General features: G+C 68.4%; 23 protein-coding genes and 1 pseudogene. 13 read left to right on the top strand and 11 right to left on the bottom strand.

Going from position 1 to position 24,298, the window contains the following annotated elements:
* Window positions 1–177: 177 nt before the first annotated feature.
* Both ACFWV3_RS03390 and ACFWV3_RS03385 read left to right on the top strand, forming a co-directional pair.
* Window positions 178–327, top strand: coding sequence for a hypothetical protein (locus ACFWV3_RS03390; protein WP_382407714.1), 150 nt, complete (start codon window positions 178–180; stop codon window positions 325–327).
* A 245-nt stretch (window positions 328–572) separates the two neighbouring features.
* The gene (locus ACFWV3_RS03385; protein WP_382407712.1) at window positions 573–1,046 is read left to right on the top strand and encodes a hotdog fold thioesterase; all 474 of its coding nucleotides are present in this window, start codon (window positions 573–575) and stop codon (window positions 1,044–1,046) included.
* A gap of 50 nt (window positions 1,047–1,096) precedes the next feature.
* On the opposite strand, the gene ACFWV3_RS03380 is transcribed toward ACFWV3_RS03385, so the two are convergent.
* The 3 genes from ACFWV3_RS03380 to ACFWV3_RS03370 all read right to left on the bottom strand — a co-directional run bounded on the left by ACFWV3_RS03380 (window position 1,097) and on the right by ACFWV3_RS03370 (window position 4,641).
* The gene (locus ACFWV3_RS03380) at window positions 1,097–2,854 is read right to left on the bottom strand and encodes a hypothetical protein (protein ID WP_382407710.1); all 1,758 of its coding nucleotides are present in this window, start codon (window positions 2,852–2,854) and stop codon (window positions 1,097–1,099) included.
* On the bottom strand, window positions 2,851–3,177 hold the full coding sequence (locus ACFWV3_RS03375; RefSeq protein ID WP_382407708.1) for a hypothetical protein: 327 nt from the start codon (window positions 3,175–3,177) through the stop codon (window positions 2,851–2,853). The genes ACFWV3_RS03380 and ACFWV3_RS03375 overlap by 4 nt, the downstream gene beginning before the upstream one ends.
* 237 nt (window positions 3,178–3,414) lie before the next feature.
* Complete coding sequence (locus ACFWV3_RS03370) at window positions 3,415–4,641, bottom strand: cytochrome P450 (protein WP_382407706.1); 1,227 nt, start codon at window positions 4,639–4,641, stop codon at window positions 3,415–3,417.
* A gap of 646 nt (window positions 4,642–5,287) precedes the next feature.
* Between ACFWV3_RS03370 and ACFWV3_RS03365 the strand changes: the two genes are divergently transcribed.
* Together ACFWV3_RS03365 and ACFWV3_RS03360 are read left to right on the top strand one after the other, a co-directional pair.
* Window positions 5,288–7,531, top strand: coding sequence for an NB-ARC domain-containing protein (locus ACFWV3_RS03365; RefSeq protein WP_382407704.1), 2,244 nt, complete (start codon window positions 5,288–5,290; stop codon window positions 7,529–7,531).
* A 390-nt stretch (window positions 7,532–7,921) separates the two neighbouring features.
* Complete coding sequence (locus tag ACFWV3_RS03360) at window positions 7,922–9,037, top strand: hypothetical protein (protein WP_382407702.1); 1,116 nt, start codon at window positions 7,922–7,924, stop codon at window positions 9,035–9,037.
* A gap of 62 nt (window positions 9,038–9,099) precedes the next feature.
* On the opposite strand, the gene ACFWV3_RS03355 is transcribed toward ACFWV3_RS03360, so the two are convergent.
* Entirely contained in the window at window positions 9,100–10,074 is a 975-nt protein-coding gene (locus ACFWV3_RS03355; RefSeq protein ID WP_382407700.1) for an aldo/keto reductase, read from the bottom strand.
* Window positions 10,075–10,559: 485 nt separating this feature from the next.
* On the opposite strand from ACFWV3_RS03355, the gene ACFWV3_RS03350 reads away from it, so the two are divergent.
* The 5 genes from ACFWV3_RS03350 to ACFWV3_RS03330 all read left to right on the top strand — a co-directional run bounded on the left by ACFWV3_RS03350 (window position 10,560) and on the right by ACFWV3_RS03330 (window position 15,935).
* Window positions 10,560–11,411 carry an SDR family NAD(P)-dependent oxidoreductase gene (locus tag ACFWV3_RS03350; protein ID WP_382407698.1) on the top strand — a complete coding sequence of 284 codons (852 nt, stop codon included), beginning with the start codon at window positions 10,560–10,562 and terminating at the stop codon, window positions 11,409–11,411.
* 312 nt (window positions 11,412–11,723) lie between these two features.
* Window positions 11,724–12,545, top strand: coding sequence for a hypothetical protein (locus tag ACFWV3_RS03345; RefSeq protein WP_382407696.1), 822 nt, complete (start codon window positions 11,724–11,726; stop codon window positions 12,543–12,545).
* Window positions 12,542–13,198: an O-methyltransferase gene (locus tag ACFWV3_RS03340; RefSeq protein ID WP_382407694.1), complete on the top strand. Its 657-nt coding sequence runs from the start codon at window positions 12,542–12,544 to the stop codon at window positions 13,196–13,198. Before ACFWV3_RS03345 ends, ACFWV3_RS03340 begins: the two co-directional genes overlap by 4 nt.
* Window positions 13,199–13,249: 51 nt before the next feature.
* Window positions 13,250–14,716 carry an FAD-dependent oxidoreductase gene (locus ACFWV3_RS03335; protein ID WP_382407692.1) on the top strand — a complete coding sequence of 489 codons (1,467 nt, stop codon included), beginning with the start codon at window positions 13,250–13,252 and terminating at the stop codon, window positions 14,714–14,716.
* 172 nt (window positions 14,717–14,888) lie between these two features.
* On the top strand, window positions 14,889–15,935 hold the full coding sequence (locus ACFWV3_RS03330; protein ID WP_382407690.1) for a 3-oxoacyl-[acyl-carrier-protein] synthase III C-terminal domain-containing protein: 1,047 nt from the start codon (window positions 14,889–14,891) through the stop codon (window positions 15,933–15,935).
* 316 nt (window positions 15,936–16,251) lie between these two features.
* On the opposite strand, the gene ACFWV3_RS03325 is transcribed toward ACFWV3_RS03330, so the two are convergent.
* From ACFWV3_RS03325 to ACFWV3_RS03310, 4 genes and pseudogenes are all read right to left on the bottom strand, one after another.
* The gene (locus ACFWV3_RS03325; RefSeq protein ID WP_382408146.1) at window positions 16,252–16,446 is read right to left on the bottom strand and encodes a class I SAM-dependent methyltransferase; all 195 of its coding nucleotides are present in this window, start codon (window positions 16,444–16,446) and stop codon (window positions 16,252–16,254) included.
* A gap of 160 nt (window positions 16,447–16,606) precedes the next feature.
* On the bottom strand, window positions 16,607–17,437 hold the full coding sequence (locus ACFWV3_RS03320) for a hypothetical protein (RefSeq protein ID WP_382408162.1): 831 nt from the start codon (window positions 17,435–17,437) through the stop codon (window positions 16,607–16,609).
* Window positions 17,438–17,637: 200 nt separating this feature from the next.
* A complete protein-coding gene (locus ACFWV3_RS03315) occupies window positions 17,638–17,772 on the bottom strand; it encodes a hypothetical protein (protein WP_382408160.1) in 135 nt (44 codons plus the stop codon).
* A gap of 38 nt (window positions 17,773–17,810) precedes the next feature.
* Window positions 17,811–18,050 (bottom strand): annotated as a pseudogene (locus ACFWV3_RS03310) (carbamoyltransferase C-terminal domain-containing protein); the annotation flags it as partial.
* A gap of 100 nt (window positions 18,051–18,150) precedes the next feature.
* Between ACFWV3_RS03310 and ACFWV3_RS03305 the strand changes: the two are divergent.
* A complete protein-coding gene (locus ACFWV3_RS03305; RefSeq protein ID WP_382407688.1) occupies window positions 18,151–18,342 on the top strand; it encodes a hypothetical protein in 192 nt (63 codons plus the stop codon).
* Window positions 18,343–18,406: 64 nt separating this feature from the next.
* On the opposite strand, the gene ACFWV3_RS03300 is transcribed toward ACFWV3_RS03305, so the two are convergent.
* Together ACFWV3_RS03300 and ACFWV3_RS03295 are read right to left on the bottom strand one after the other, a co-directional pair.
* Window positions 18,407–18,598: a hypothetical protein gene (locus ACFWV3_RS03300; protein ID WP_382407686.1), complete on the bottom strand. Its 192-nt coding sequence runs from the start codon at window positions 18,596–18,598 to the stop codon at window positions 18,407–18,409.
* A gap of 558 nt (window positions 18,599–19,156) precedes the next feature.
* Window positions 19,157–19,864, bottom strand: coding sequence for a DUF6461 domain-containing protein (locus tag ACFWV3_RS03295; protein WP_382407684.1), 708 nt, complete (start codon window positions 19,862–19,864; stop codon window positions 19,157–19,159).
* A gap of 183 nt (window positions 19,865–20,047) precedes the next feature.
* On the opposite strand from ACFWV3_RS03295, the gene ACFWV3_RS03290 reads away from it, so the two are divergent.
* Window positions 20,048–20,206 carry a hypothetical protein gene (locus ACFWV3_RS03290; RefSeq protein ID WP_382407682.1) on the top strand — a complete coding sequence of 53 codons (159 nt, stop codon included), beginning with the start codon at window positions 20,048–20,050 and terminating at the stop codon, window positions 20,204–20,206.
* Window positions 20,207–20,538: 332 nt separating this feature from the next.
* Entirely contained in the window at window positions 20,539–21,798 is a 1,260-nt protein-coding gene (locus ACFWV3_RS03285; protein ID WP_382407680.1) for a cytochrome P450, read from the top strand.
* Window positions 21,799–21,885: 87 nt separating this feature from the next.
* On the opposite strand, the gene ACFWV3_RS03280 is transcribed toward ACFWV3_RS03285, so the two are convergent.
* Window positions 21,886–23,391, bottom strand: a complete 1,506-nt coding sequence (locus tag ACFWV3_RS03280) for an acyl-CoA dehydrogenase family protein (RefSeq protein WP_382407678.1) — start codon at window positions 23,389–23,391, stop codon at window positions 21,886–21,888.
* Window positions 23,392–23,779: 388 nt separating this feature from the next.
* Here ACFWV3_RS03280 and ACFWV3_RS03275 point away from each other — a divergent pair, with 388 nt between their 5' ends.
* Window positions 23,780–24,136, top strand: a complete 357-nt coding sequence (locus tag ACFWV3_RS03275) for a DMT family transporter (protein WP_382407676.1) — start codon at window positions 23,780–23,782, stop codon at window positions 24,134–24,136.
* Window positions 24,137–24,298: the final 162 nt, after the last annotated feature.

The following is a 24,298-nucleotide window of genomic DNA, read 5'->3' as shown; positions in this document are numbered from 1 at the left end:
GGAGCTGCCGGGACGTGATCGTCGGAGAGTCCGGTGCCGACGAGGTGGGTCGGCCGGCGCAGTCGCCCGGAAGGCCTGGGCCACTGCCCGGTGACCTGGGGCGGTCCGGAGTGGGAGGTACGTGCGATGTCGCCACGTCAAGTCACCCTCACCTGCCCTGACGCCTGCGGACGCCTGGTGCGGGTGACCGTGCTCCGCTCCGTCGACGAGCAGGTCATGATCCTCGGCCCGCGCGGTGGCTTCCGGCTGGGCAAACGCGATCTCGAGACGATCGCGGCGTTTCTCTCGAACGTCGACGACGTGGAGCGCGCTGATTCCGGTCGGTGAAGCCGGTTTTTGTCCTGCGCGTGCACCGGCGCCCGTTTCGTTCTTCCGAGAATAGGTCGGTCCACCGGAGGGCGGCGGTGTCAAAAACTGCTCCACCGCGCTCTGACAACGCTGTCCTCCTGTTTGTTTGACACGGATCGTAATGTTCGTCACGTTCCCGAGATGAACCTTCCCCGGGTCCGCCACGTCTTAGGAGTAGTGAAAGCGGTCGCGGCGAGAAATCGGGAGGAACAATGCGCGAAAGCATGATCACGAAAAGCAATGACGCGGTCGGTGACCCGGCTGCCGCGGAGCGCGGAATCCTTGACCAGCAGCTCGCCGCGAAGATGGGAATCGTCTTCGAGCTGCAGTCTCCCGAGCTCGTCGTGGCGACCATGCCGGTCGCCGGCAACCTGCAGCCGTTCGGGCTGCTGCACGGCGGGGCGAACGCCGTGCTCGCGGAGTCCGTCGGTTCGGTGGCGGCGTTCCTGAACTCCCGCGGTCACGGCATCGCGGGTCAGGAGCTGTCGTGCTCGCACCACCGTCCCGCGCTGTCGGGCCGGGTGACCGCCGTGTGCACGCCGGTGCACATCGGACGCACGTCGTCCTCGTTCGACGTCGTCATCACCGACGACCAGGGCAGGCGTACCTGCACCGCTCGCCTCACCTGCGCCGTGCTCGTGCCGCGGGCGAAGACCTCTGACTCGTGCGAGTTCCGCAACTACCTCCGAGTCAGCTGACGGAGTGCGCCGACGGGAGTGGAACTCCTGTCGCCCAAGGCTTCAGATCGTCATCCTGGGCGCGATCCCTGGTGCCTGATCTTGCGTTGCACGTAGTCGTCGAGCGTCCGGCTGCCGGTCTTCCAGGTGGTCTCGGCGACTCCGCCGGACGGAAGAGCGACGTTGCGCACGGACGAGTTCACCACTCCTCGCGCCGCACCTCCGGCGCCGCCCAGCAGTGCGCGCTTCCAGATGTCGTCGGGGGAGCTCTTGCCCTCGCTCACGTCGACGGTGCCCTTGCCGGCACCGGTCGCCATGCCTTTGAGCCCGTCTTTGGGAGCGTCGTAGAGGAGCGACTCCCGCCAGGGGGTCGGTGTCCCGAAGGTGTCCGTCCAGACGCCGGCGTTTCGCGCCGCGGAGAGGCGTTCGGGCAACGTGGTGCTCTGCTGGACCATCTCGCGCGCCGCGACCAGTTCCCCGTGCGCGGCCAGTCTGGCGCGAGCCGTGCCGGCAGCGGCTTCGGCCGCAGCCAGTTCCCCGGTGCTCCTGCGCACCGACTCCTCGGCTGTGGCGAGGCCCTCCCTTGCCCGGTTCACCAGCTCGCGCGTGTCGCCCGCTCTCTCGGCCGCGTGCGCGTAGGCGACTCTGCCCTCGGTCACCGCGCGGGTCGCCTCCTCGGCCCAGGAACCGGGCATGCCGGAGTCGCGGAAGACGCTCAAGGTGCTCTCGGCGGCGGACAGGTCCGCGCGTGCCTGGTGCAGCTCGTCGATCCGCCGGTGGAGCAGGGCCTCGGTGTCGACGACCTGGTCTCCAGCCTGCTGCGCCCTGTGCACCGCACTGGCGTGGCCGCCGGCGGCATCAGCGTGCCGGGCGGTGGTCACCTCCACGGCCCGGGCCAGGGAGACCGCCTCGGCGCGCGTGCCTCGAACCCCGACCTCGCCGGCTCTCGCGTGTGACGTGAGGAGGACGTCGATCGCCTCGTCCGCGGCGGACGGCACGCGGGGCGGAACCTGTGCGCGGCCGGTGCCGCCGACCGCTCGGCGAGCCTGGTTCTCGAAAGTCTCGAACCCTGGACGTTCGTGCGAACCGGCTCGTGCGCCGTCCAGCCCGCCGAGCGCCTTCGTCACGCCGCTCTTCTCGACCAAGCCCGCGATCGCACCGACGCCACCGCCGATCGCCGCGTTGACGAACAGCTTCGCGGGATCGATCGGGTTGCCCTGGATTCCTTGCGAGACGAGGTGGGCGGACGCCTCGACGGTGAAGTCGCGAGCCCCCTCGACCACCGCGTTGCCGTAACCGATCCGTCCTCGTGAGGTCACGACGGAGAGGTCTTTGGTCCACTGCAACAAGGTGCGCGTGCGCACCATCACCTGGACGAGTTTCTGCAGGGCGGACGCCAGCACGCGCAGCACCGACGCTCCCGTGCTGACGAGATAGCTCAGCCAGGCCTGCGCCCACGAGAGCAGGGCGGGAAACGCCGCTGCCGCCGCGTAGAACGCGAGCATCGCGGCGATCTGGACCGACAGCTCGATGATGATCTCTCGTGCGGACTGGTGGACGACGGCGTGTTCGCGTTGTGCCGCCGCCATCTCAGCCGCCGCCGCGGCGGTCTTTTCCGCCTGCTTCGACAGCTGTGCCACCGATCGGGAGAACGCGTCGGCGGCGGAACCCTGCCAGCGGTCGTCGGGCTTGCCCAGCGTCATGACGCGGGTGCCCAGCTCGTCGAGGTACCGCGACAGATCGGCCCAGGACTGGGCGTGGTGGGCGAGTTCGCGGGGGTCGCCTCCCGGATCGACGAGCCCGGCGGACGTCAGGGCGTCCGCGCTCACGGCCGGGTGCCGTGCACCGAGCTCGCGAGGAACGCCGCGCCCTGCTCGTTCTCCGTCCACGCCCCGGCCTGGTCGGCGAGCAGGACCGCCACTTCCTGGAAGTCGTGCTGGAGCCGGTCGATCTCCCGCAGGGCCTGCTGCAGGGTGCGGACGTACTCGCTCTCGGCTGTGGTGGCGTCGGAGGTGTTCCCGTAGGAACCACGTCCCGGCGCGGTCTCGGCGCGAAACCGTGCGATGCGGTCGTTCAGCTCGGCGGACTGAGTGCAGAACTCTCTGCTGAGGTTGTTCACCCGGTCGGTGTCCACGACGATGAGATCGGACACGAAGCCTCCTTGACGGAATTCGTGTCGATACTGCCAGGCGTTCCGGGCTCATCCGGCCGCTGTCCGTCAATGGACTCGCGGGGTTCTCCGAGTCTTCACCTTGGTGCTGCACAAGGGAGCGGCGGCCCGCGGCGACGGCGATCTTCCTGCCGCGGCAGCGTTCCCCGTGTGTCCACAGAGGAACGCTGCCGCGGTCTCCTTCCGCCGGTGTCGAGGCAGGCTGACGGAGGCCTCTCCTCACTGATCGCTCAAGACGACCGCGAGTTCCTGGAGCCTGCGCATGAACTTCCCCGGCTGCCAACGGATGCGTTCGGACGGTGCGGCAAGACGGACTTCCGGGTACCGCTCGAACAGCGCCCGGAGGGCCGTCGAGGTCTGCATCCGGCCCAGCGCCGCGCCGACGCACCGGTGGGCACCGTGCCCGAAACCCAGGTGGCCGACCGTGTCCCTGGTCACCTCGAAGACCTCGGGCGCGGGGAACCACGCCGGGTCGCGGTTCGCCGCGCCGGGAGACACCAGCAGGAGCTCACCCGCCGGAATGGTCACACCGCCGACCTCCAGCGCAGCCGAGGTGTAGCGCGGAGGCAGGAACCGGAACGGGGACTCGTACCGCACCACCTCGTCGACGCAGGAGTCGAAGAGCCGAGGGTCCGCGACGAGGGTGGCCAGCTGGTTCGGGTGACTGATGAGCGCCAGTGCGCCGCTGCCGATCGCGCTCGCCGGCTCGAAACTGGTGATGATCATCAGGAGGTAGGTGGAGGCCAGTTCGTCCTCGGTCATCTGGCCGTTGTCGTGCGCCTGGAGCAGGCTCGAGCACAGGTCGTCCTCGGAACTGGCCCGCTTCACGGGGATGAGCGCCTTCGCGTAGTCGAACAGCCCCTGCGCGGACCGCTCGATCTCGTCGATGTCGAGCGAGCTGATCATGCCCCTGGACAGGGTGCCCAGCAGGTCGCGGTCCTCGACGGGGATCCCGAGCATCTCCAGGCACACCGTGCCCGAGATCGGCATGGCGAACCGGGAGACGAGATCCACGGGTTCGCCGGTGGGAAGCGCGTCGAGCACGTCCCGCACGACCTGTTCGACCCGCGGTCGCACCTCGTTCAGCCGCACCGGGGTGAAGAAGCCTCCGACCAGCGAGCGTAGCCTGTGGTGGTTTTCCCCGTCGCGGTCGAAGAAGCTCCGCCGCGAGGCGTGTGGCAGGTGGGCTCTGCGCATGGGGCGGACCATGCAGCCTGCGTTGATCTCACGTCGGTACTCGACCACGTCGCGCAGGACGGTCGGGTCGGCCAGCACCCGGCGGACGTCCTCGTGTCTCGTGATCACCCACATCCGGTAGCCGACGCTCTCCACGGGGAGAGCGGGGCACGACTCCTGGATGGCGCCGAGCGTGCCGTAGGGGTCGATCATCAGGTCCCGCAGGCTGAGTTTGCCGAGTACGTCGGGGACCGGGCCTGAAGTCGTCATGTCACCATCACAAACTTCCATGTCGGGACGTGTCCGCGGCGACGGTCGACGCCGTTCACGCGGTGTGCCTTGAATGCGGCGACGGAAGTGCCACCCCTTCGCTCGCGATCTTCATCAGGAATCGAGGGCGATGGACGGGTGTCGTCGAGCTCGTGACGAGAGTGGTGCTTTCAGGTGCGCGGCTGCGGTAACGCGAGACGGTAGCCCGGGCGGAAGGACGAGAAGCCGGAGCGTTCCAAGTGGCGGAACGGCCGTATGGGTCGCCGATGCACGCCGAGGCGACCTGCGGGGTCGTGACCTCGAACTATGCGCCGGTGCCCGGTTGCGCCGCGAGCGCGTGCGAATCCAGAGGGTAGCGACCGCTGCTGTTGTCCAGATCGGGGCGGAAGTGGCGAGTCACAAAAGATCGGTTCTCGACATCGACCGTTCGGATGAATGTGCGTTGCCTCGATAGGCGAACAGATTTGTCTCATTGTGCAGATGATTACTCCGTTCGGGTAGTTCGACTGTCACTCCGCCGAACCGGGGTGGTGGGTCAAAGTTCCTGGTAGGGGATTTTCATGCGCAGATGCATGGGGTGTGGGAAGGCTGACCGAGGCCGACCGGCAGTTCTCGTTCCGGAAAAGCTGCCGGTTGAATGTTCCCCGTGGTGGAATCCGACTTCATGATCTCCGCGTTCGGCGAGGCCTTGCTGCGGTACCGGCGTGCGGCCGGCCTCTCGCAAGCCGACCTCGCGCGGAAGTCGGGCATGAGCGTCCGCGCCCTGCGGGACCTGGAACGCGGACGGGCGAGCTCCGCCCAGGAGCGTTCGAGCGAGCTGCTCGCCGACGCGCTCGGGCTGCTCGGCGACGAGCGGTGGCTGTTCCTCCTCCTGGCGCAGGAGAGCCGCAAACGCGTGACCAAGCCGATCGATCCGACGATGCTGTACTCGCTGCCGGTGGTCGGCGATCTGGTCGGCAGGGAGCAGGAACTGGAGAAGCTGCGGGAGCGCGTGTCCCGGCCGGCGGGCGACGTCTTCGTCGTGGTCGGTCCTCCCGGTATCGGGAAGACGTCGCTCGCGGTCGCGGCGGTGCGCCTGCTGGGGGAGAGCTACCCGGACGGCTGCCTCGCGCTCGACCTGCGAGCGGGAGACGACCGGCCGATGTCGACCCGGTCCGCCCTGCAGCGACTGCTGGTCGCGCTCGGAACGCCCCAGGAGCGCATCCCCGAGGACGAGCCCGGTCGCGGCGAGCTGTACCGGCTCCTGACGCGTGACCGGCGTGTGCTGCTGCTCCTGGACAACGCGCTCGACCTGGAGCAGATCCGGCCGTTGTTGCCCGCTGGACGTGGTTGCCTGACGCTCGTGACGAGCCGGCGTGTGCTCGCGGACCTCGAGGCGTCGACCCTGCTGCTCGGCCCGCTGTCCTCGAGCGGGGCGATGGACCTGCTGCGCGGCATCGTCGGCGACGAGGTGGTGCGAGCCGACGAGGAGGCGGCGCGAGAGCTGGTCTCGCTGTGCGGGGACCTTCCGCTGGCCGTGCGGATCGCGGGCAACCGGCTGGCGACACGGCCGCACTGGTCTCTGGGCTATCTCGTCCGGCAGCTGCGGGACGAGCACCTGCGGCTGGACGCGCTCGCCGCCGGCGACCTGCAGGTGCGCTCGGTCTTCGAGATGTCGTTCCAGCGGCTGTCCCCACGCGCGCGCAAGACCTTCCGCAGGGTCGCCGCGGTTCCCAGGGCCGATTTCGGCAGAGAGCTCGCCGCGGTGGCGGCGGGTGTGCCGGAGAACGAGGCGGAGGCCGCGCTCGCCGAACTCGTCGAGGTGTCGCTGCTGACCCCCGTCGGCGGCGGCTCGCTGCGCTTCCACGACCTCATCAGGATCTTCGCCCGCGAACGCCTGGAGACCGAGGAGCCGCAGGAGGTGCGGGACCGGCTCCGCGATCAGGTGCTGTCCCACCTGATCGAGGTGGCCATCGAGGCCGGTGGCCTCTTCTTCCCGGACGTGGTGGAGGTGCCGGCGGACTCCCGTTTCCCGACGCGGGAAGCGGCGAGGGACTGGCTCGAACGTGAGGAGAAGAACTGGGCGGCCGCACAACGCGACGCGGCCGCGCTCGGGTGGCACCGCGAGGTGCTGCGGCTCGCCCGGTCGATGCACTGGTACGCGGACAGCCGGGAACTGGAGTGTCGCTGGGACGAGGTCAACCAGCTCGGGCTGGACGCCGCGCGCGCACTGGGGGACCGGCAGGCCGAGGTCGAGATGCTCAACGAGCTCGGATGGGCCCAGTACATGTGCCGCAACGAGAACGAGGTGGGCTTGGCGACGCACACGGTGGCGCTTGCGCTGGCAGAGGAGATCGGCGACGAACACGGCCAGGCCGTCGCCCACTGTTTCATCGGGATCGAGCTGATGCGGCTCGGCAGGGGCGAGGAAGGGATGGCGCACACCCGCAGGGCGCAGGACCTGGCGATGGGTTTCGCCTTCTTCGACGTCCAGTTCACGAACCGCAACGCGCTGGGAGTCGCGTTGCGGGTAGCCGGCCGGTCCGACGAGGCGCTCGACATCCACCAGGCGTTGCTGGCCGAGATGGACGACCACAGGGGAGAGACCAATCCCGAGATGGAGCGGTGGGTCCGGATGCTGCTGCTGGAGAACATCGGCATCTGCCTCGCCAGACTGGGGCGGTGGCGGGAGGCCGCGGCGAGGCACCGCGAGGCCCGTGCGTTGACCACGGCGAACCAGATCGGCTACCACGAGGCGGAGCAGGCGGTCTACGAAGGCGTCGCGTGGCGGGAGGCGGGGGAGCAGGGGCTCGCCCGCGAATGCCTGCTGTTCGCCAGGGACCTGTTCGAGGGACCGGTCTACCTGGCGGAACGCGAGCGGGTGGAGGTGGAGCTCGACCGGCTGGCCTAGTGGCGTGCCGCGGCACGTCGGGACGGATACCCGCGAAAGCAGTGCGCGGGTGAGTGCCGTGCCGCTTGAGATGGTGGCCGAGGTCAGCGCTGCGGGCCCGGCCCTGTCGGATCACCGGCTTCGCATCCGACTTCCGGCGCGGCCGTGGTGAAGGTCCTCCGAGCCCCCGGAGGGGACGCGTCGTGCAGACCGCGCGGCTCCAGCCTCCTCGGCTGGCGGGACTCGCCGGGAAACCCGTTCGTCGGCTGTGAAATTCCTGCACAGTAACAGTTTCCTGGCCGCCCGTACGGCTCCGAAAGGCTGCCTTTACTGTGTTCGGCCGCGTGGAGACAATCGATCCGGTCGCGTTCCGGCGGCGCGACGGATCGGTGAAGGCAGGTGCAGATCGGCATGGACACCGTGGCCCCTGGCCGGGTGACGCGGCTGTGGTGCCCGTACCCCGGCGGGAAACGGCACCCGCGCTGGCGCGAGATCGGTGCGCGGAGCGTCGCCTGGATGGCACCGTTTCTGGAATCCGGGAGCGTCGATCGCATCGAGCTCGCCTCTGTTTCGGTCGGTGACCTCTCGTCCCGCAGTCAGCCGGACAGCCGCGAAGAAGTGGTGCAGTTCGTCTCGGACACCCTGATGTGGTTGTTCGCCTTGGACGACCTCCTGGAGAGCGACGAGTACGCCGTGTCGTCGACGCGGATCAGTCCGGTGATCTACCGGATGCAGTGGGCGCTCGAAGGGCTCGTCACCGGCGGAGGTCCCGAGGAGCCGTATTCGCGGGCACTGGCGGAGCTCCGGCGGCGGATCGGGACGATGGCCGGCGCCCTGCAGGTGGACAGGTGGGTCAGGGCCATGCAGGACTGGCTGTCCGCGGTCATCGTCGAGACGGCCTGGCGGGCAAGCGGCACGAAGCCCGGTCTCGACGAGTACCTGTTGCTGCGCCAGCGCACCGGCGGAGGTGAGACCGTTCTCACGCTGCTCGACATCGGCAGCGAACTGCCGTTGTCCGCCGAGCAGTGGAGCCATCCCCAAGTCCGAGCCCTCACCGAGATGACCATGGCGGTCATCCACTGGCACAACGATCTGTTCAGCTGCGCCAAGGAGATGCTGCTGCCCTACGACGACGGGCTCAACCTGGTCAGCGCCTTCCGCACGGAGTACGGCGTGAGCGCCGAAACGGCGGTGGAGGCGGCGATCCGCCTGTGCGATCGCACCATCGCGCGGTGCCGTTCGGTGAGCGCGGACGTCCGGGGCTGGGCTCCGCCGGAGGTCCAGGCCTACCTGGACGGGCTGGAACAGAACATCGCCGGTCAGCTGGCCTGGGCCGCGGCCTCGCCCCGCTACCGGGTCACGGCCCGCGAGGCGTTCCGACCGGCCGGTCGCGGCGGCGTGCCGAGCGACGCCTCATCCCGACCACCCGGCATTCCCGCCGTGGACCACTGGTGGCAGGCCCCGGCCGGTACGCCGGTCTCCCCGGTCATCTCCGTCGCCGAGGCAACCGGCGGCTGGACGGCCTGAGGCGAGCACGGCGTGAACCGGTGGCCGAGGCCGCGGTCGGCGACTCACGGGTCCGGTGCGTCTCAGCGCCCGAGCCCTCGTTCGGGATATCCCAGGCGCAGGGCCGAGATCTTGTCGAGCCGTTCGGTGATCTCGGCGGGGAGCTCCAGGGCTTCCGAGGAGAGCGAGGCGGTGAGCTGCTGAGCGGTGCGGGCTCCGACCAGCGGTGCGCACACGCCAGGGCGGTCGCGCACCCAGGCGAGCGACACCTCGATCGGGCTCGCGCCCAGCTCTCGTGCGCAGTCGACGACCTCGGTCACGATGCCCGCCAGCTCCGGGTTCTCGGCGTACTGGCTCACGTACCAGCGGTAGAGACCGCTGGAGCGCTTCTCGTCCGGGACGCCGTGGAGGTACTTGCCCGTGAGTACCCCTCTGCCCAGCGGCGCCCAGGGGAGCACGCCGATGCCGAGGGCCTTGGCGGCGGGGCGCACCTCGCGGTCGATTCCCCGTTGCAGGAGGGAGTACTCGACCTCGACCGCCGAGATGGGGGTGGCGCCTCGAACCCGCTGGATCGTCGCCGCCTGTGAGGTCTGCCAGCCCGAGTAGTTGCAGAGGCCGGCAGCTCGCACCTTGCCCGCGGCGACCGCCGTGTCGATCGCCGACAGCGTCTCCTCGATCGGGACGTGCTGGTCCCAGATGTGCACGAGCCACAGGTCGACGTGGTCGACCTGGAGGTTGCGCAGCGAGTTCTCCAGCTCCGCCAGCATGCGCGGCTTCGACGCGTCGACCGTGGGCGGCTTGCCGATCACGAGGCCCGCTTTGGTGGCGATCACGAAGTCGTCGCGGCGGAACTCGCGGCTGAGTGCCCGGCCGATGATGCGTTCAGACTCGCCTTGGCCGTAGATGTTGGCGGTCTCGATCAACGTGCCGCCCGCGTCGGCGTAGCTCCGCAACTGGGCGAGGGAGTCGTCGTCGCTGCCGCTGAATCCCCAGGTCGAGGTGCCGAGGCCGAGCCTCGACACCTCGATGTCGCTGTGCGGGAGGGCTCGCTTCTTCATCGCGCTCCGTTCGTCGTACCGGCCGGCAACCGAGCGTGGGTCACAACGCCTGCCGGAGCGCGGACTCGTCCCGCCCGGCGGGACGCGGTCAGGGGCTTCTGCCGGCGGTGCCGCCGACCGCTGTTGTGGAAGGTGGGGCAGCGAGGAATGTCACGTCGTGCACTCGGAAAGTGCCCGTTCCGCCTCGTGGAACGGTGCACGTGACGGTCTCGATTCGCTTGTTAGCGTCCCTCTCGGCGATCTTCTCAATGCGGGAAACCGGAATGTGGTGTTTTCCGCTGGGGCGCCCAGTCGGTCCGCAGACCACGTCGGGAGCAAGAAATGCGTTCTCTTGCGCGGGTTCTTCTCCGTTGCCTCGGCGCGGTCGAGGCGAGGCTGTGGGCGGACGAGGGCTCGTGCTTTCGCGAGTTCGCCGTTCTCGCTGAAGAAAAGGTACCCGGAATGCAGATCGTCGTTGCGGGCGGCTTCGAACCGGAGGTGATGGCATGCGGTTCGTGCTGACCGGCGCAACTCACGGTCTGGGCCGGATCGTCGCTCTCGACCTGGCCGCCCGCGGTGTGGAGCTGGTCGTCCTGGCACGTGACCCGCGGAAGGTGGACGAGCTCCGCCGGGAAGCGGGCGGTGCCGCGTTCATCACCGCTGTGGAGGTCGATCTCGCCTCTCTGCGGCAGGTTCGCCGCGTCGGGGAGGAGATCGCGAGGTCCGGCCCGCTGGACGGTCTGATCAACAGCGCGGGCGCGCACGTTGTCTCGCCACGGCTGACGACAGAGGGATTCAGCGAGATGGTCGCGGTCAACTACCTCGCGCCCTGGGTGCTGACCGCCGCACTGCTGCCGAGCCTGACCGCCTCACCTTCCGCCCGGATCGTCAGCGTGGGGTCGAGAGGAGCCGACATGGTGAAGGAGATCGATCCGCGCCGGGACATCGCGGATACGAGCTCCTACTCGCGCACGGGCTCCTTCGTCCGCTACGGCCGCACGAAGCTGATGGACATCATGTTCAGCCAGGAACTGGCGCGCCGCCTGTCCGGCACCGGTGTCACGTCGAACTGCTGCGACCCCGGCTTCAACGCCACGGGGCTCTCGCGCGAGTGGCCTCTGTTCAGCACGGTGACGAAAGCCCTCGGCGTGCTCGGCGCCGGACGGCCGGAGCGGGGCGCGGGGATCATCGCCTCGCTCGCGATCGACCAGACCTACCGCGGAGTCACCGGCCAGTACGTCTCCCGGTCGGGAAAACCGGTGCAATGTCCCGAGGCCGGCCGGTCCGCGGATGTGCAGCGCGAACTGTGGATCGCGACGGAGTCGTTGCTCGGCAAGACCTCCCTGCACTCAGCTTGATCACGAACCGGAATCGATCCCCGGAGTTCCAGTCCGCGCAACGGTTCGCGCGGACAGGAAGTTCTCGTGCCTCCGCTCGGGGGCAGCCGAACCGCTCAGGAGTGGAAACAAAGATCGGTGTGATGTCATGCGAGTCATTCGAACTCCGTGTTTGTCGAACCTCGGTGAACCAATGGCGGTCCGGATGTTCGAAAAGGCGCCGGTCGCGTTGAGCCCGGCGCCCGAGAAATTCGGCGAGTCCGGTCCGACGACACGCACCGGCCTGCAGTCGCTCCTCACCCGGTGCGAGCACGTGCGTCGGGGCGGCTGGGGATGACGGTTTCCGACGCACCGTCCGGCACGGCGTGCCGGTACACCGAGACACTGCTCGCCGCCCACGGCATCGGGCGGCTGCCGGTGCCCGCTCCGGGCGCGAACTGGTCGGCGGTCGATCCCGCTCCGGTACCTGAGACGTGGGGCGAGATGTCGCCACCCGACGACGGCGAGAGCAGGGCGCTCTACCGCTGGCTGCTGGGCCATCACGGTGCCGTCGGGGTCTGGCGGATGCTGGGCGACACGTTGTCCCGGTTGGTGGAGGAGCCTTCGTCGGACCGGCTTCGCGACGTCGCCGCCGGCTTGTACGACTGCTACTCGGCCCTGCTGGTCTACGCGGGAAGCTGCACGCCGGGGATCTACGAACGGGCCGTGCGCGACAGGATGGTCGCCGCGCACCCGGCGTTCAGCGGGATATGGGCACGAGACTACGAATGGGTCCTCGGACTGCTGGTCAGGATGCCGGCTCTGCCGGGCAGCACGCTGAAACAGGCCGTCCTGCGCAACCGGCAGGTGCACATGGCCATCGCCAAGCGGTTGGTGCCCAACGACGACTCCCTGCTGAAGAAGGCAGGACGGCGAGCCAACCAGGGCGCCACCGCCGAAGAGCGGGACCTGTTCGACGAGTTCTTCGTCCTCGAACGAGGACCGACGTCACGGGCCAGGTTCCTCGCGCACGTCGCGCAGCGGGTGTCCGCCATCGAGACGGACCTGGACCGGTACCCGCTCGAGCCGACCAGCGGTCTCCACCTCCTGCTGCCCGCGGACATGTCCACATTGGTCCGAAGCATCGCCGCTGATCCGTCCTGGGAGACGCCATGATCGACAAGAACGTCACGCCGACGAGCCGGTTGAACGCCTACGTGCTCGCGCAGGCGGAGCCGCCGACGCCGGCGCAGAGCGAGCTGATCGAGACGACGTACTCGCTCGGTTCGGTCGCCGAGATGCAGGTACCTCACGAACAAGCGGTCTTCCTGACCCTGCTGGCGCAGTCTCTCGGCGCGGTGCGGGTGCTCGAGATCGGCACCTTCACCGGCTACTCGACCCTCGCCCTGGCCAGTGGCCTGGCAGAGGGCGGCGTCGTGGACACCTATGACGTGACGGACCGCTGGAGCGCGATCGCGGGCAAGGCGTGGGCCGACGCGGGCGTGGCGGAGCGGGTGCGGCAGCACATCGGGCCCGGACTGGAGGGGTTGCGGGCCCTTCCCTTGGACCCGGTCGTCGATCTCGCGTTCGTCGACGCCGACAAGGTCGGCTACGTCGGCTACTGGGAGGAGCTCGTGCCGCGGATGCGGCCGGGCGGGGTGATCCTCGCCGACAACGTGCTGTACGCCGGGGAGGTCGTCGGCGACGAACCGTCCGGCAACGGCAACGCCATCAAGGAGTTCAACGCCCACGTGCGGGCGGACGACCGGGTCGAGTCCGTGCTTCTGACGATCGCCGACGGCCTCACCTTCGCACGAAAAAAGGCCTGAGAGGGCCACCGAACAGTTTCCTGTCTGTTCTGACGAGTTCGAGGAGTCACCTTGTCTGCCGATCGTGAAGTGACCGAGTCGATCGCCACCGGCGCAGTTGTGGTGGGTGGCGGGATCTCGGGTGCGTGGGCCGCTCTCGAGCTGGCCCGCCGGGGAGTGCCCGTCGTGGTGGTGCGAGAGGACGAGCACTTCCCGCCGATCTCGCGCGTCTGGTCCGCGGGCGTGATCCGGCAGGACCTGGTCGGCCTCCCGGTGTCGGCGGGGACCGACCCGTTCACCGACGCCTCCACCACCAACCTGCCGCACCACCGCGAGCTGGTTCTCAAACGAGCGCACGAAGAGTTCGAGCGGCTCAACGAGATCACCGAGTACGCGCCCATCCTGGAAGCGTTCGTGGCACCGCGCGGTCACCTGCCCTTTCCGGTGATCGGCGCCGGTGACCGGGTCGTCGCCGCCGTGCTCGACCGCGCGGTCGAACACGGCGCCGTCGTCCTGGACGGACAGGTGACCGATCTCGTGGTCGAGGACGGGACGTGCCGCGGCGTGAGGCTGCTGCGGCGCGGTGAACCGGTGGACCTGGCCTGCTCGCAGCTGGTACTCGCACCCGGCGGGTTCTGCGGGATGTTCGAGGACGGCGTGGGAGACCTGACCGGTCACCTGCTGGGCGCGGTGCTGCGCCACGGCGGGGTGCTCGCCAACCTCGAGATGTTCAGCTACCTCCGGCTCGGAGACCTCGACCGCCGCGTTCCCCTGTACCCGCCGGACCTGGCCGGCTCGCGGATGCTGCGGGAGGGGGAGCTCGCGACCGAGCTGGAGGAGACCGTGGCCCGGAACACCCTCGAGAACACGGAGATCGGTGCCTTCCGGGAGTACTGGATCGCCAACCGGCACATTCCGCACACGGTGGAGATGACCGACCGGACCGCGACCCTGGGACCCATCCGGGGCTTCTCGATGGGGGGCATCGACCCGTTCCGGTCCGCGGCCACGTTGAAGGGCGTCCACGCGACCGGCGAGGCCAGGTACGGGCTCTCGGTCGACTCGACGTTCGGCAAGCCGTTCCCGACTTTCCTCTCCACCAGTGCCGAAATCGCCGACGAACTGGCCGGCACGACCGCGGCGACGCACCGGCTGGAGCCGGCCGCGGCCTCCTCCGCCCAGTCCCCGGCGGCGTCCGCCGGCCTGCGCGCCGAACTGAACCGCCGGACCTCGGAATTCCGCTTCGACCGCTTCACCGTCGAACGCGCCGAGGAGTTCCTCGACTGGTGCGGCAGGGAACGGGCGCTGCGCGGGGAACAGGGCGCGAACGAGATCACCTCCGTGGACACCCTGCTGCTGGCCGAGGCCTTCACCCGTTCGGTGCTGGCCCGCGAGGAGAGCAGGGGCTTCTTCTACCGCGCTGACTTCCCCGAGCAGGACCCGGCCTTCGAGCACCACGTGACCGTGGCGACCTACGACTCGTCGAACGACCGGGTCGCGGTCGCGGTGGAGCCGGTGTCGGAGGGGAGTCCCGCATGACACCTGCGCTGTCACCCAGGCCGGCCGCGGTGACGAAGGCACTGCCTCCGTCCCGGCTGAGCACGGACGAACTGCTCCACGCGGGGCGCGGGCACCTGTCGGACAAGCTCGAGGACATGTTGCGCGGCTTGGGGTCGAGACCCGCTACTCGGTGCTCGCCAACTTCCCCGAGATGTTGTTCAAGGGCGCTGAGCCGGTGCCGCTCGTCGGTGCGACGGAGCTCGTCGTGGGCGCGGCGAGGGAGTGCTTGGAGAAGGCCGGGGTGCCGGCGGACTCGATCGGGTTGGTGCTCGGCGTGTCGAGCAGCCCCGGCAGGCTGATGCCGAGCCTGGTCTGCGAGGCGATGGCGCAGATGCCGGAACTGCCCCGTGACGTGGCGAACCTGAGCATCCAGTACATGGGCTGCTCGGCGATGTCGAAGGTGGTCGAGACCACGAGGTGGTTCCTCACCGCGGAACCGGCCAAGCGGGTGCTGGTCCTGTTCATGGACGCGATCACGCCTCTCTCGCCACCGCTCCCGGACCACTACTCGCACTTCTCGGAGCTCCCCGTGGAGCAGCGTCAGTCGACCGTCGACGTGATGCACGGTTTCCTCTTCGGTGACGGAGCGGTCGCGATGGTGTTCGGCACCGAGGAAGAGGGACCGGCCTTCGGGCAGGTGAGCAACCTGACCAACGCCGAACCGGAGGATGCGGAGCTCGGCACCGTGCCCGACGGTGGTGCGGACGTGCCCGTGGTGCACGGACGACGGCTCTACACGCTGAGTCCGCAGGTCACGCCCCGAGGTGCGTTCTACGCCAGGCAAACGGTGACGAACCTGCTCGCACGGGACGACTCACTGCCCAACCCGTCGGACGCCGTCGCGCTGCTGATGCACACCGGCAGCACCCGCATCCTGGACGGGCTGTGCGCCGAGCTGGGCGTCTCACCCGACAGCCAGGTGGTCGCAACGTCGTACCAGGTCCTGCGGGACTACGGGAACACGATCGGGTGCTCGGTTCCGTTGATGCTGGCGGAACCCGTGCCGCGCGAGGAGGGAGTGGGACTGGTGCTGGCCTTCGGGCTGAGCTTCAGCTGTGGTGCCTTCACCATGACGATTCCCGCGGGTGGCTGGAAACCTTGGGTCTGTCCCTTCAACCCGTTCGACGAAGGTCACGGTCCAGAGACCCGGAGGCGGCGTCGCTGCGTCGCCCTCTCACCGGGCGTTGCGGCGGTGTGACTTCCGGGGCGGCTGCCCGCTGGTGTGGCACAGCCCCCGTTGCGGGCGGGTATGTGCCTGCGGGCGCCGTCGACAGGTCACGTCCACCGCCGGTACCAGCCCACCGTCCGCCGCCCGCGGGAGTGTCGCACTGAAGCCGTGGGCTCGATCTCTCCCTCTGTCGCAAGAGGACTGATCAATCAAGGGCTTCACTCGTGATCAACAAGGGACTCACCCGGCCGTTCAGAGGGTGAAACTCGATCTGGTTCCACGGTGCCGGCATCGGCGTACCCCGGCCCGGCCGCGACGAACGCGAGGTCCACGGTGACGCGACCGGTCAGCCGGCGAACAGCAGAGCCGCCGGTCCGATGTGCTGGCGACTCCGGTCCGCGGCTCCGGCCGCCCGCCACGTCCGGTCGGCGTCCTCCGCCTGTTCGGTGCTGGCGTCGAAGGTGTGGACGGTGCCGCCGCTGTGGAGGCAGCGTGCCATCGCTATGGTCGTGGCACCCGTGAACGTGCCGATCTCGACAATCGTCCGAGGTCGCGTCGTGGCGGCTCGGCACTTCCACCCGAGCCGCCGGTCAGCGGTTGTCGCGCCGTGGGAGGAGCGCTATGAGCGCACGCGCGGCCGAGGGCGCCTGGTGCCGGGCGGCCCCCGTCCTCCACTGAGGACGGACTGCCGAACGTCGTCGTCACGCCGGAGTTCCCCGGCCGAGCAGGTTGAAGGAGAGCATCATGTCGTGGACGACGGTCGTGATGTCGTCGGGCAGCAGTGCCAGCAGGGGCGCGTACTCGGGTCGCTGGATCGGATCCAGTTCCAGGTCGAACAGCGCCAGTTCCGACCGGCGCACCGCCTGAGCCGCGAACCCGCGTTCGGTCACGGGAACGCGGTCGACGAGGAAGCAGCTGTCGAGCAGATCACCCTCCTCGCTGGTCGCCCCTTTCCCCGCGGCACCACCGGGTGCGCCGAGAACGGGTTCTCCCCGCGGCGCCAGAATCCTGGCGATCCACTCGTGCGCCGAGCGGTTGGTGTCGACCGCGCACCCGAGCAGACTGTCCCGCTCGACGGGGAGCTCTCGCAGCAGCCGCGACACCCTCGCGTAGTCACGGACCCCGGCACCGTTGAACGCCGGACGCACTCGCATGGTGCTGGGCCGGATGACGGTGCGGTGGACCTTCTCGCCGCAGCTGTTCGCGTAGATGAGCAGCGCGGTGCAGCGGTGGTACCAGTCGGCCGCTTCCACAACGTCCTTCTCGTCGACCTCGTCGCCGGCGAGTCGCGCGAGGACATTCGCGAGCTGCCGGCAGGCGCAGTGCGAGAGGTGATGTCCTACCAGCCACCGGAAGAGCGCGCGTTCGGCTGTGTCGCCTGGCGGGCACGGATCGCTGATGTCGAATGAGATCGTGCAGGGCTGCTCGTCCACAGCGAACGGTTCGCCGGGCAGGGGCAACCGCAACGGGCCGAGGGCTTGGCGCACCGACGCTTCGGCGGCGGTGAAAATGCTTCCGCTCGTGAGCGTCATCGCTACCCCGATCCTGCTCGGCAGTGGTGGAGCCGATGCTAGGACCGCGGGTGCGCACCAGAACGGGGTGTCCCGCAGGACGGAACGACGCGGGCGAAGGGTTTCGGGACGTGCGCCCGGCACGGTTCCGAGCCACTCCGAGGATCATTCCTCCAGCCCGCGCCGACGTGCTCGCTGGGGCACGTTGAACGACGTGTTGATCAGGCGCGGCGCCCCTTCCGCGCGCGGAAGGCGGCCGGCAGCGCGGCCACCTGGCGGTCGTCGACGGTCTGCACCCGTGCTGTCCCCTCGACGTGAGACGCGCCTGGGATGAGGTCGCGAACGTGCTCGCGCACCGGAAGGACAAGGTCCTGTACGGCGAGGACGCCTTCTTTTTAAGCTCGAAGACGTCCGCTGCGACGGACTCCTCGACCACGGGCGCGAACGGTCGGAACGACTCTCTTCGATCGACCCGCTCGTTGATCACGTCCTGGATGTCCGGGAACCGGGGGTTGGCCAGGATGCCGCGGTTTGCCCAGCGCTCTGGGCCCGTACGCGATGGCGCCCTGGAACCAGCCCACCACAACGCGTCGCTCGAGGAGTTCGGCGATGGCCTCGACCAGCGCGTCCTCATCGAGCGAGTTGCAAGAGACCTGGTCGCCTGCGCATCCGAGCGCGTCCTGCTCCGAGTACTCCGGCCCCGGCCACGGGCCCGGCATCGCGTTGCTCCGGACGTGGTGTTCGCGGTCTCCGCGCAGACCGGGCGGCCCGCACCAATCGCCACGCCGACGTCACTGGCCCCGAAGCTGACCGCGATGTCGTCGAAGGAGGACGACTCCGGCAGCTTGAAGTTGTTCACGCAGGTGAGCGCCAGTCCGACCTCGAACAGCAGCCGGGGCATCCCCGTCCGCCGCTCGAGCTCCTGATCGGGTGCGCTGTCAAGGCTTCGACGGTCTGCTGCACCGCGCGGGCGACCCGGACCCGAAAGGCTCACTCGTCGCGCTGTTCCCCGCACTGGAAGACGTCGTCTCTAGGCAGTGCAGAATCCTGCTTGCCCAGCAGTTGGTTGTTGACCGCGCCGAGCCCCATGACCTCGTACTCATCGTCGTCGGGCATGAACCCGATGTGCCGGGTGGCCTTGCTGAACAGCAGGGCGAGGGAGTCCCTCACGTCGATGCTCATGTCCTCGAAGAACGAGACCTTGCCGCCGTCGACCTCCCCGCGGATCGTGGTGCGGCACCAGTGTCAGCTGCTCTTCGGCGAGTTCGTACCCGGTCTGTTCGCGGAAGTCGGCGAGCACGGCCTCCTTCGCGAGCAATTGCTCGTGCAACGCAGTCAGCTCGTCGGGGCTGCCGGTGGACAGCGGCTCCTGTTCCCAACCTGCCAGGAGAACTTCGACGGGAAGGCGAACCGGTCGACGTCGACGAACCCCTGCCCCGTGTCCGGCGGCGGGCGGCTCGTCCTCGTGGAACCACTACGGGAGAGCACGGTGTTCGGCCTGGCGATGCTCGTGCTCTTCGGTGGACATGACCGCGAGTTCGGCGACTTCGAGCGGTTCACTTCGGCGCACGGGTTCGAGCTCGTGTCCGTCACCAGGGTGACGGTGAACGCAGCCTGCCTGAGTTCGTCAGGGGAACGGGGTGATCTGCGAGCCGGCTTCGGCGAGTCCGCGCCCTCCCGACGTTGTGGCCGCCGCGCGTCGGGAGGGCATTCGTCACGCCGCTCCGCAGGGGCTGGGGATCAGCCGAACGGCACGCCTGTCAGAGTGATCCGGCGCAGGTCGTCGAGTGTGCAGACGAGCCCCGCCAAGGCGCACACGACGCGCATGCCGATGGCGTGGTCGACTTCCCCCGGCGCGATGTCCTCGTCGTCGAAAACGCCTGCCGCGTCGAAGGCTGCGCGCAGTTCGGCCGGCATGCCCGGCAGATCCGCGCCGAGATCGAGGTCGTTGACATCGACGAACGCGAGTTCTTCTCCGTTGACCGCATAGCTCAGACTGGCGTCCGCGTTGATGGTGTCCAGGCTCGACGCCGCGGTGCTGCCGTCCGCGGACAGCGAGATCGTGTGTGGTCCGGGAGAAGTGAACCCGGCGTCGTCGTAGACGAACGTCCACGCACCGATCCGGCCCGCCAGCAGTGCCGCGCTGTCCCCGGGCTCGATACCGAGAGCCTTGCCCACCAAGGACGACCACACGTCCGCCTTGGCGTCCGGCAACTCGCAGGTGCGGAACAACCGCGGATTGGCGCCGAGCACTTCGAGTGCTTCCGCCGGCTCGAGGCCTTTCACGACGTGGAGAGTGTGGTTCGGTTCGACGGAGGCCAGATCGCTGACCCAGATCGGGTCACCCGCGGAGTCGAGCGCGGTGGGCGGAAAACCAGGCGTCGGCATCGGGGATCTCGCTATCGGAACGGAAGTTCGCTCGGGAGGTGCGAGCGCGGACGCGGTCACCCTAGTGATCTTTCCGGCTCTATCCGCCGCACGAGGTCGGATCTGCCCCGTGTGGGAAGAATTGGTGGACGGAAGGGCAAGTCGCCATGTGACCGGAACCGCGGTGGACCGCGCTCTGGTGGCAGGAAATCTGAAGAACGATGGGGGCTGCCTTCGTGGCCACACTGACGAATTCCTTGTCAGTTGGCAGGAAATGGCGAGATCCTGGAGGTCGGTGTCGAGCTCGCGATCAGCGAGACGGCCATGAGCACGTCCACGTTGCTGGTGCGGGACTGCGAGTGGAGTCTGGAGGAGCAACAGATCATGCTGCTCGAACGGTTCCCGGAGCTGCTCGACCGCTGAGGCGTGGCGTGGACCGAATACTCACAGAGGTGATCGACGAGCAGCGCGGACCGCTTGTCACCGCCCGCGACGCCCAGCGTTCAGCGCTGCGGTTCAGGGGTGGGGTCAAGATTGGACGCGACTGCTTGCGGTCTGCTGGCAGGCTTTGCACGGCTACGCGCTCCGACGCTCCGCAGAAATGGGCAGGACTTCGTGTACGCCCGCGCATTTTTCCGTTTCGGGCGCTGGTGCTGTCCTAGCGTGGCTCCATCCGCGTTCGTTTCCTGTCGGCGGCGGACGTTCGGGTTCGATCTCTCCACAATGGACTGTTTCTGATTCGGCAAGGGGTTGGAATGACCGAACTGATAGCGGACCTGATCGCCGATTTTCCTCTGTCGAGGCAAGGCTGTCCGTATTCGCCTCCCGCCGAGTACCGCAAGCGCCGCGAGCTCGCGCCGATCTCCCGCGTCCTGCTGCCCGACGGTTCACCTGGGTGGGTTCTGACGCGGTACGAGGACCTCCGAACCCTGCTCACGGATCCGGGCTTCAGCGCTGATCGCGGGCATCCCGGGTTCCCGTTTCTTATGTGGGACGGCAAGCGGGTGGTCGCTTCGCAGGCGATCTTCCCGTTTCCCTTCCCGATTCCCGGGTTCGACGGCGGTGCTTCGCCGGACGTGCTCGTGGACGGGGAATCCCCCGGTCTGGGCGAGAACCGAGGACCTGTCCTCGCCGGGTTCGCGAAACGCCGGTTGGAGGGCCTCAGGCCGGAGGTTCAGCAGATCGTCGACGCGCACATCGACGACCTGCTCGCCGGACCTCGGCCGGTGGATCTCGTCGGCGGTTTCGCGCGGCCCGTGTACCTCCAGGTGATGGGCGCCGTCCTCGGCGTCCCGCCGGCTGACCGTGTCCTGTTCGGAAAGCTGGCACTGAACTTGGTGGACCGCGACGGGGCCGGTGAAGAAGCAGTCGAGGAGATCAGTGCATATCTCGGCGGGCTCGCCGCCCGGAAGGCGAGCGTTCCTTCCGACGACCTGCTGAGCCGGTTGGTGGTCGCGCACCGCGAGCGGGGTGTCTCCGACGATCGTGAACTGGTGAAGCTCGCGCTCCTGCTCCTCGTGTCCGGTTACGAGACCACCACGAGCATGATCGCCTTGAGCGTGGTGGCACTCCTGGAGAACCCGGACGTGCTCGAAGACGTCGTCCGGAATCCCGGCAAGACGGAGAGCGCGGTCGACGAGCTGCTGCGGATCTTCACCGTCGCGGAGGTGGCGACCTCTCGCATCGCGAACCGGGACGTCGAGATCGGCGGGGTCGTCATCAAGGCGGGTGAGGCCGTTTTCGGCCTGGCTCACGTGGCCAACCACGATCCCGAAGTCTTCGACCGCCCCGACGAGATCGACCTGGAACGGTCTGGTCTGCGGCACCTGGCGTTCGGCCTCGGCGAGCACAGGTGCGTCGGCCAGAACCTCGCCAGGATGGAGCTGCAGATCGTCGTGGACAGCTTGTTCCGGCGCATCGGTGGTCTGCGGCTCGCGACGTCGGTCAAGGATCTGCTCTTCAAGGAAGGCGACCCGCTCGTCTTCGGGCTCGACGTGCTACCGGTCACCTGGTGATCCACCGGTAGGGCTCGCACGCCGTGCCGCCGCGAGGCGGGCGGAAGTGGCTCCGCCCGCCTCGCGACTCGTTCGAACAGCAGCCGCTCAGTCGACGACCTGCTGGTCGAGCAACGAGAATTCCCCTGCCACGGCGCGGATGTCGGCGAGCAGGAAGCAGACTGCGCGGCGCGCACGTTCCGCGACCTCGTCGGACGACTGCTCGGCCCAGTGCAGCACTCGGGTGAGAGCGAACGCGTAGGCGATCGCTCGTCCGGCCAGCACCAGCTGTTCCTGCCGCAGGTCACCGTCGAGGAAACCGAAATCGGCGCCGTGTGCAACGGCTTCCCCGGTCAGGGGCCACCGACCGAGGAACTCGCTCAGCCGCTCCCCGTTCAGCTGCCGTCGGCAGTACTGGGTCAACTGCTGGCTGAGAAGGTCGTTGGTGCCGTCGAAGATCGTGAACACGCGTGTGTCCAGGAACGCCTGCGCGGCCACGTTGGTCGGCGATCCGGTCCGGTACCCCTCGCCACCCACGATCTGCTGGTAGTGGTTCGCCGAGCTGACCATGCGCTCGGTGGCGACGGTCTTGATCGCCTGCGTGGCGGGGAACGTGGCGGTCATGTCACCCCTGATGTCCAGTTGCGTCCTCAGGTAGTGGGCCAGCGCCTCGCAGATCGTGTACGAGGTGTCGATGCAGGCCAGGCGGTAGCGGACGAAACCGATGTCGGTGAGGTGACCGCGGCCCAGAGGCCGGCTCGCCGCGTAGCTGTGTGCCTCGCGGCGTACACGGCGCAGGAAGCCGGTCGCGAGCGCGGCCATCATGGACCGGGGCGGCATCAGCAGCTCGACCATGGACCGGAGGTCGCCGCTCTCGGCGTGCAGCCTGCGATGCGCCGGAACCGTCGCCTCGATCTCGTTGACGCCGTAGTCGAGCACCTTCATGCCGATGGGCTCGTAGCGCTCGACGGTGCGGAAACCCTCGTCGCGGCGCAGGGCGAAATAGCCGTACTCACGACCGTCGTCGTCGTTCTTGGCGCTGACCAGCCACCAGGACGCGGTCGCGCTGAAGCCCTGCCAGTGCTTGCGACCCCGCAGCACGTAGGTGTCGTCCTGGCGGTCGAAGGTGGTGGTCATGGACGACATCCCCGACCCGGCACCCGGTTCGGTGGACGCGAACCCGCAGGTGATGGGCTTCCCGGAGGCGAACTCGGGAAGCATCTCGCGTCGGGTCTCCTCGCTGGCGTAGAGCGGGATCGGACGCAGTGCGACAGCCGTGGTGATCTTGACGTACATGGCCAGCGGCAGGTTCCACTCGGCGATGGCCTCCAAAACGCGGCACAGCTCGACGTGGCTGTGCCTCCCGCCGAACTCACGGGGCACCACCGGCAACAGGACACCGGCTCGCGTGAGCAGCTCCCAGTCGTCGGCGGGCATGTTCTCCGCGGGGTAGCTCGCGCAGTCGAAGTGCTTTCGCGCGATCTCGGCGATGTCGTCGACGAACTTGTCCGCGGGAAGCGCGGCCACCGCGGCGAGCTGCCGCGCCTCGACGGTCGGCGGTTCGTGCCGCGCCGGTTGTTCGCCGTTTTCCGGTTGCTCGATGTTTCCGTACACGAGTTCTCCACGCGTGAGGGCGATCAGGGTGATGTTCGTGTGCCAAGCCGGTCGTCGGCGGATGCCATGAAATCGCCGGCAGACCTGTCCTGTGGTCTGAATTCCGGCTGACCGGCCTGCTGGTTCGTGGTGCGGCAAAATGACGATCGAATGGTTCGTTCGCGAAAGTGCAAGGGGCTGTCAAAACAGCGAGTTCCGGACCACTTCGTTGTTGCCCGCGGTGAAAAGATATCAACGGTGCCGTTTCCGGATGTCGGGATTGGGTGATCGTGCAGAGTTGACCACCCGAACGTGCCGCCGTCGCCACGGAATGCAGCGCGATCGTCGTCAGCAGCTACCGCTGGTACCGAACAGGAGGAACGAATCGTGACGCTGGAATCGGCTGTCGATGTTCTGGTTGGTGCTGGTGCTTGCCGGGGTGATGGAGGCGGTGTGGGCGACGGCTCTCGCGGCGTCCGACGGGTTTCGGCGGCCGTGGCCGGTGGTGGTGTTCGCGGTGTCGGTCACGTTGAGCGGTGTGGGGCTCGCGTGGGCGATGCGGGGGATCCCGGTCGGCACGGCGTACGCGGTGTGGGTCGGTGTCGGCGCCGTGCTCACGGTGCTCGTGGCGGTTGTTCGTGGTGGCGAGAAGCTGAATTCGTCTTCGGGGAGTGGTGCAACGATATCTGGACTTTTGGGCTGTATTTGCTGCCTCAGGCTCGAGTCGCTATTTCTCACAGCGTCATCACGGCGGAAAGCGGCCTGAGACTGGGTGGACCTCGTCCGGGTCAACCTTCACTCAGACTTTGGTCCTGATGTCAACAGGTCCGCTCTGGACAGGAGTCGTTCGGCCATTGATTCGTGGCCGTGAGGTCACCCGTCGGCCTCACGACCGTCCGCACAGGCTTCGATGGTGCCGGAACGAGAA

Origin of the sequence: Lentzea sp. NPDC059081 (assembly GCF_042738015.1) — a bacterium.
In the GTDB taxonomy this organism is placed as follows: Bacteria; Actinomycetota; Actinomycetes; order Mycobacteriales; family Pseudonocardiaceae; genus Lentzea.
Note: the sequence above shows the minus strand (reverse complement) of the source record. Positions and strands in the feature narration are given on the sequence as shown.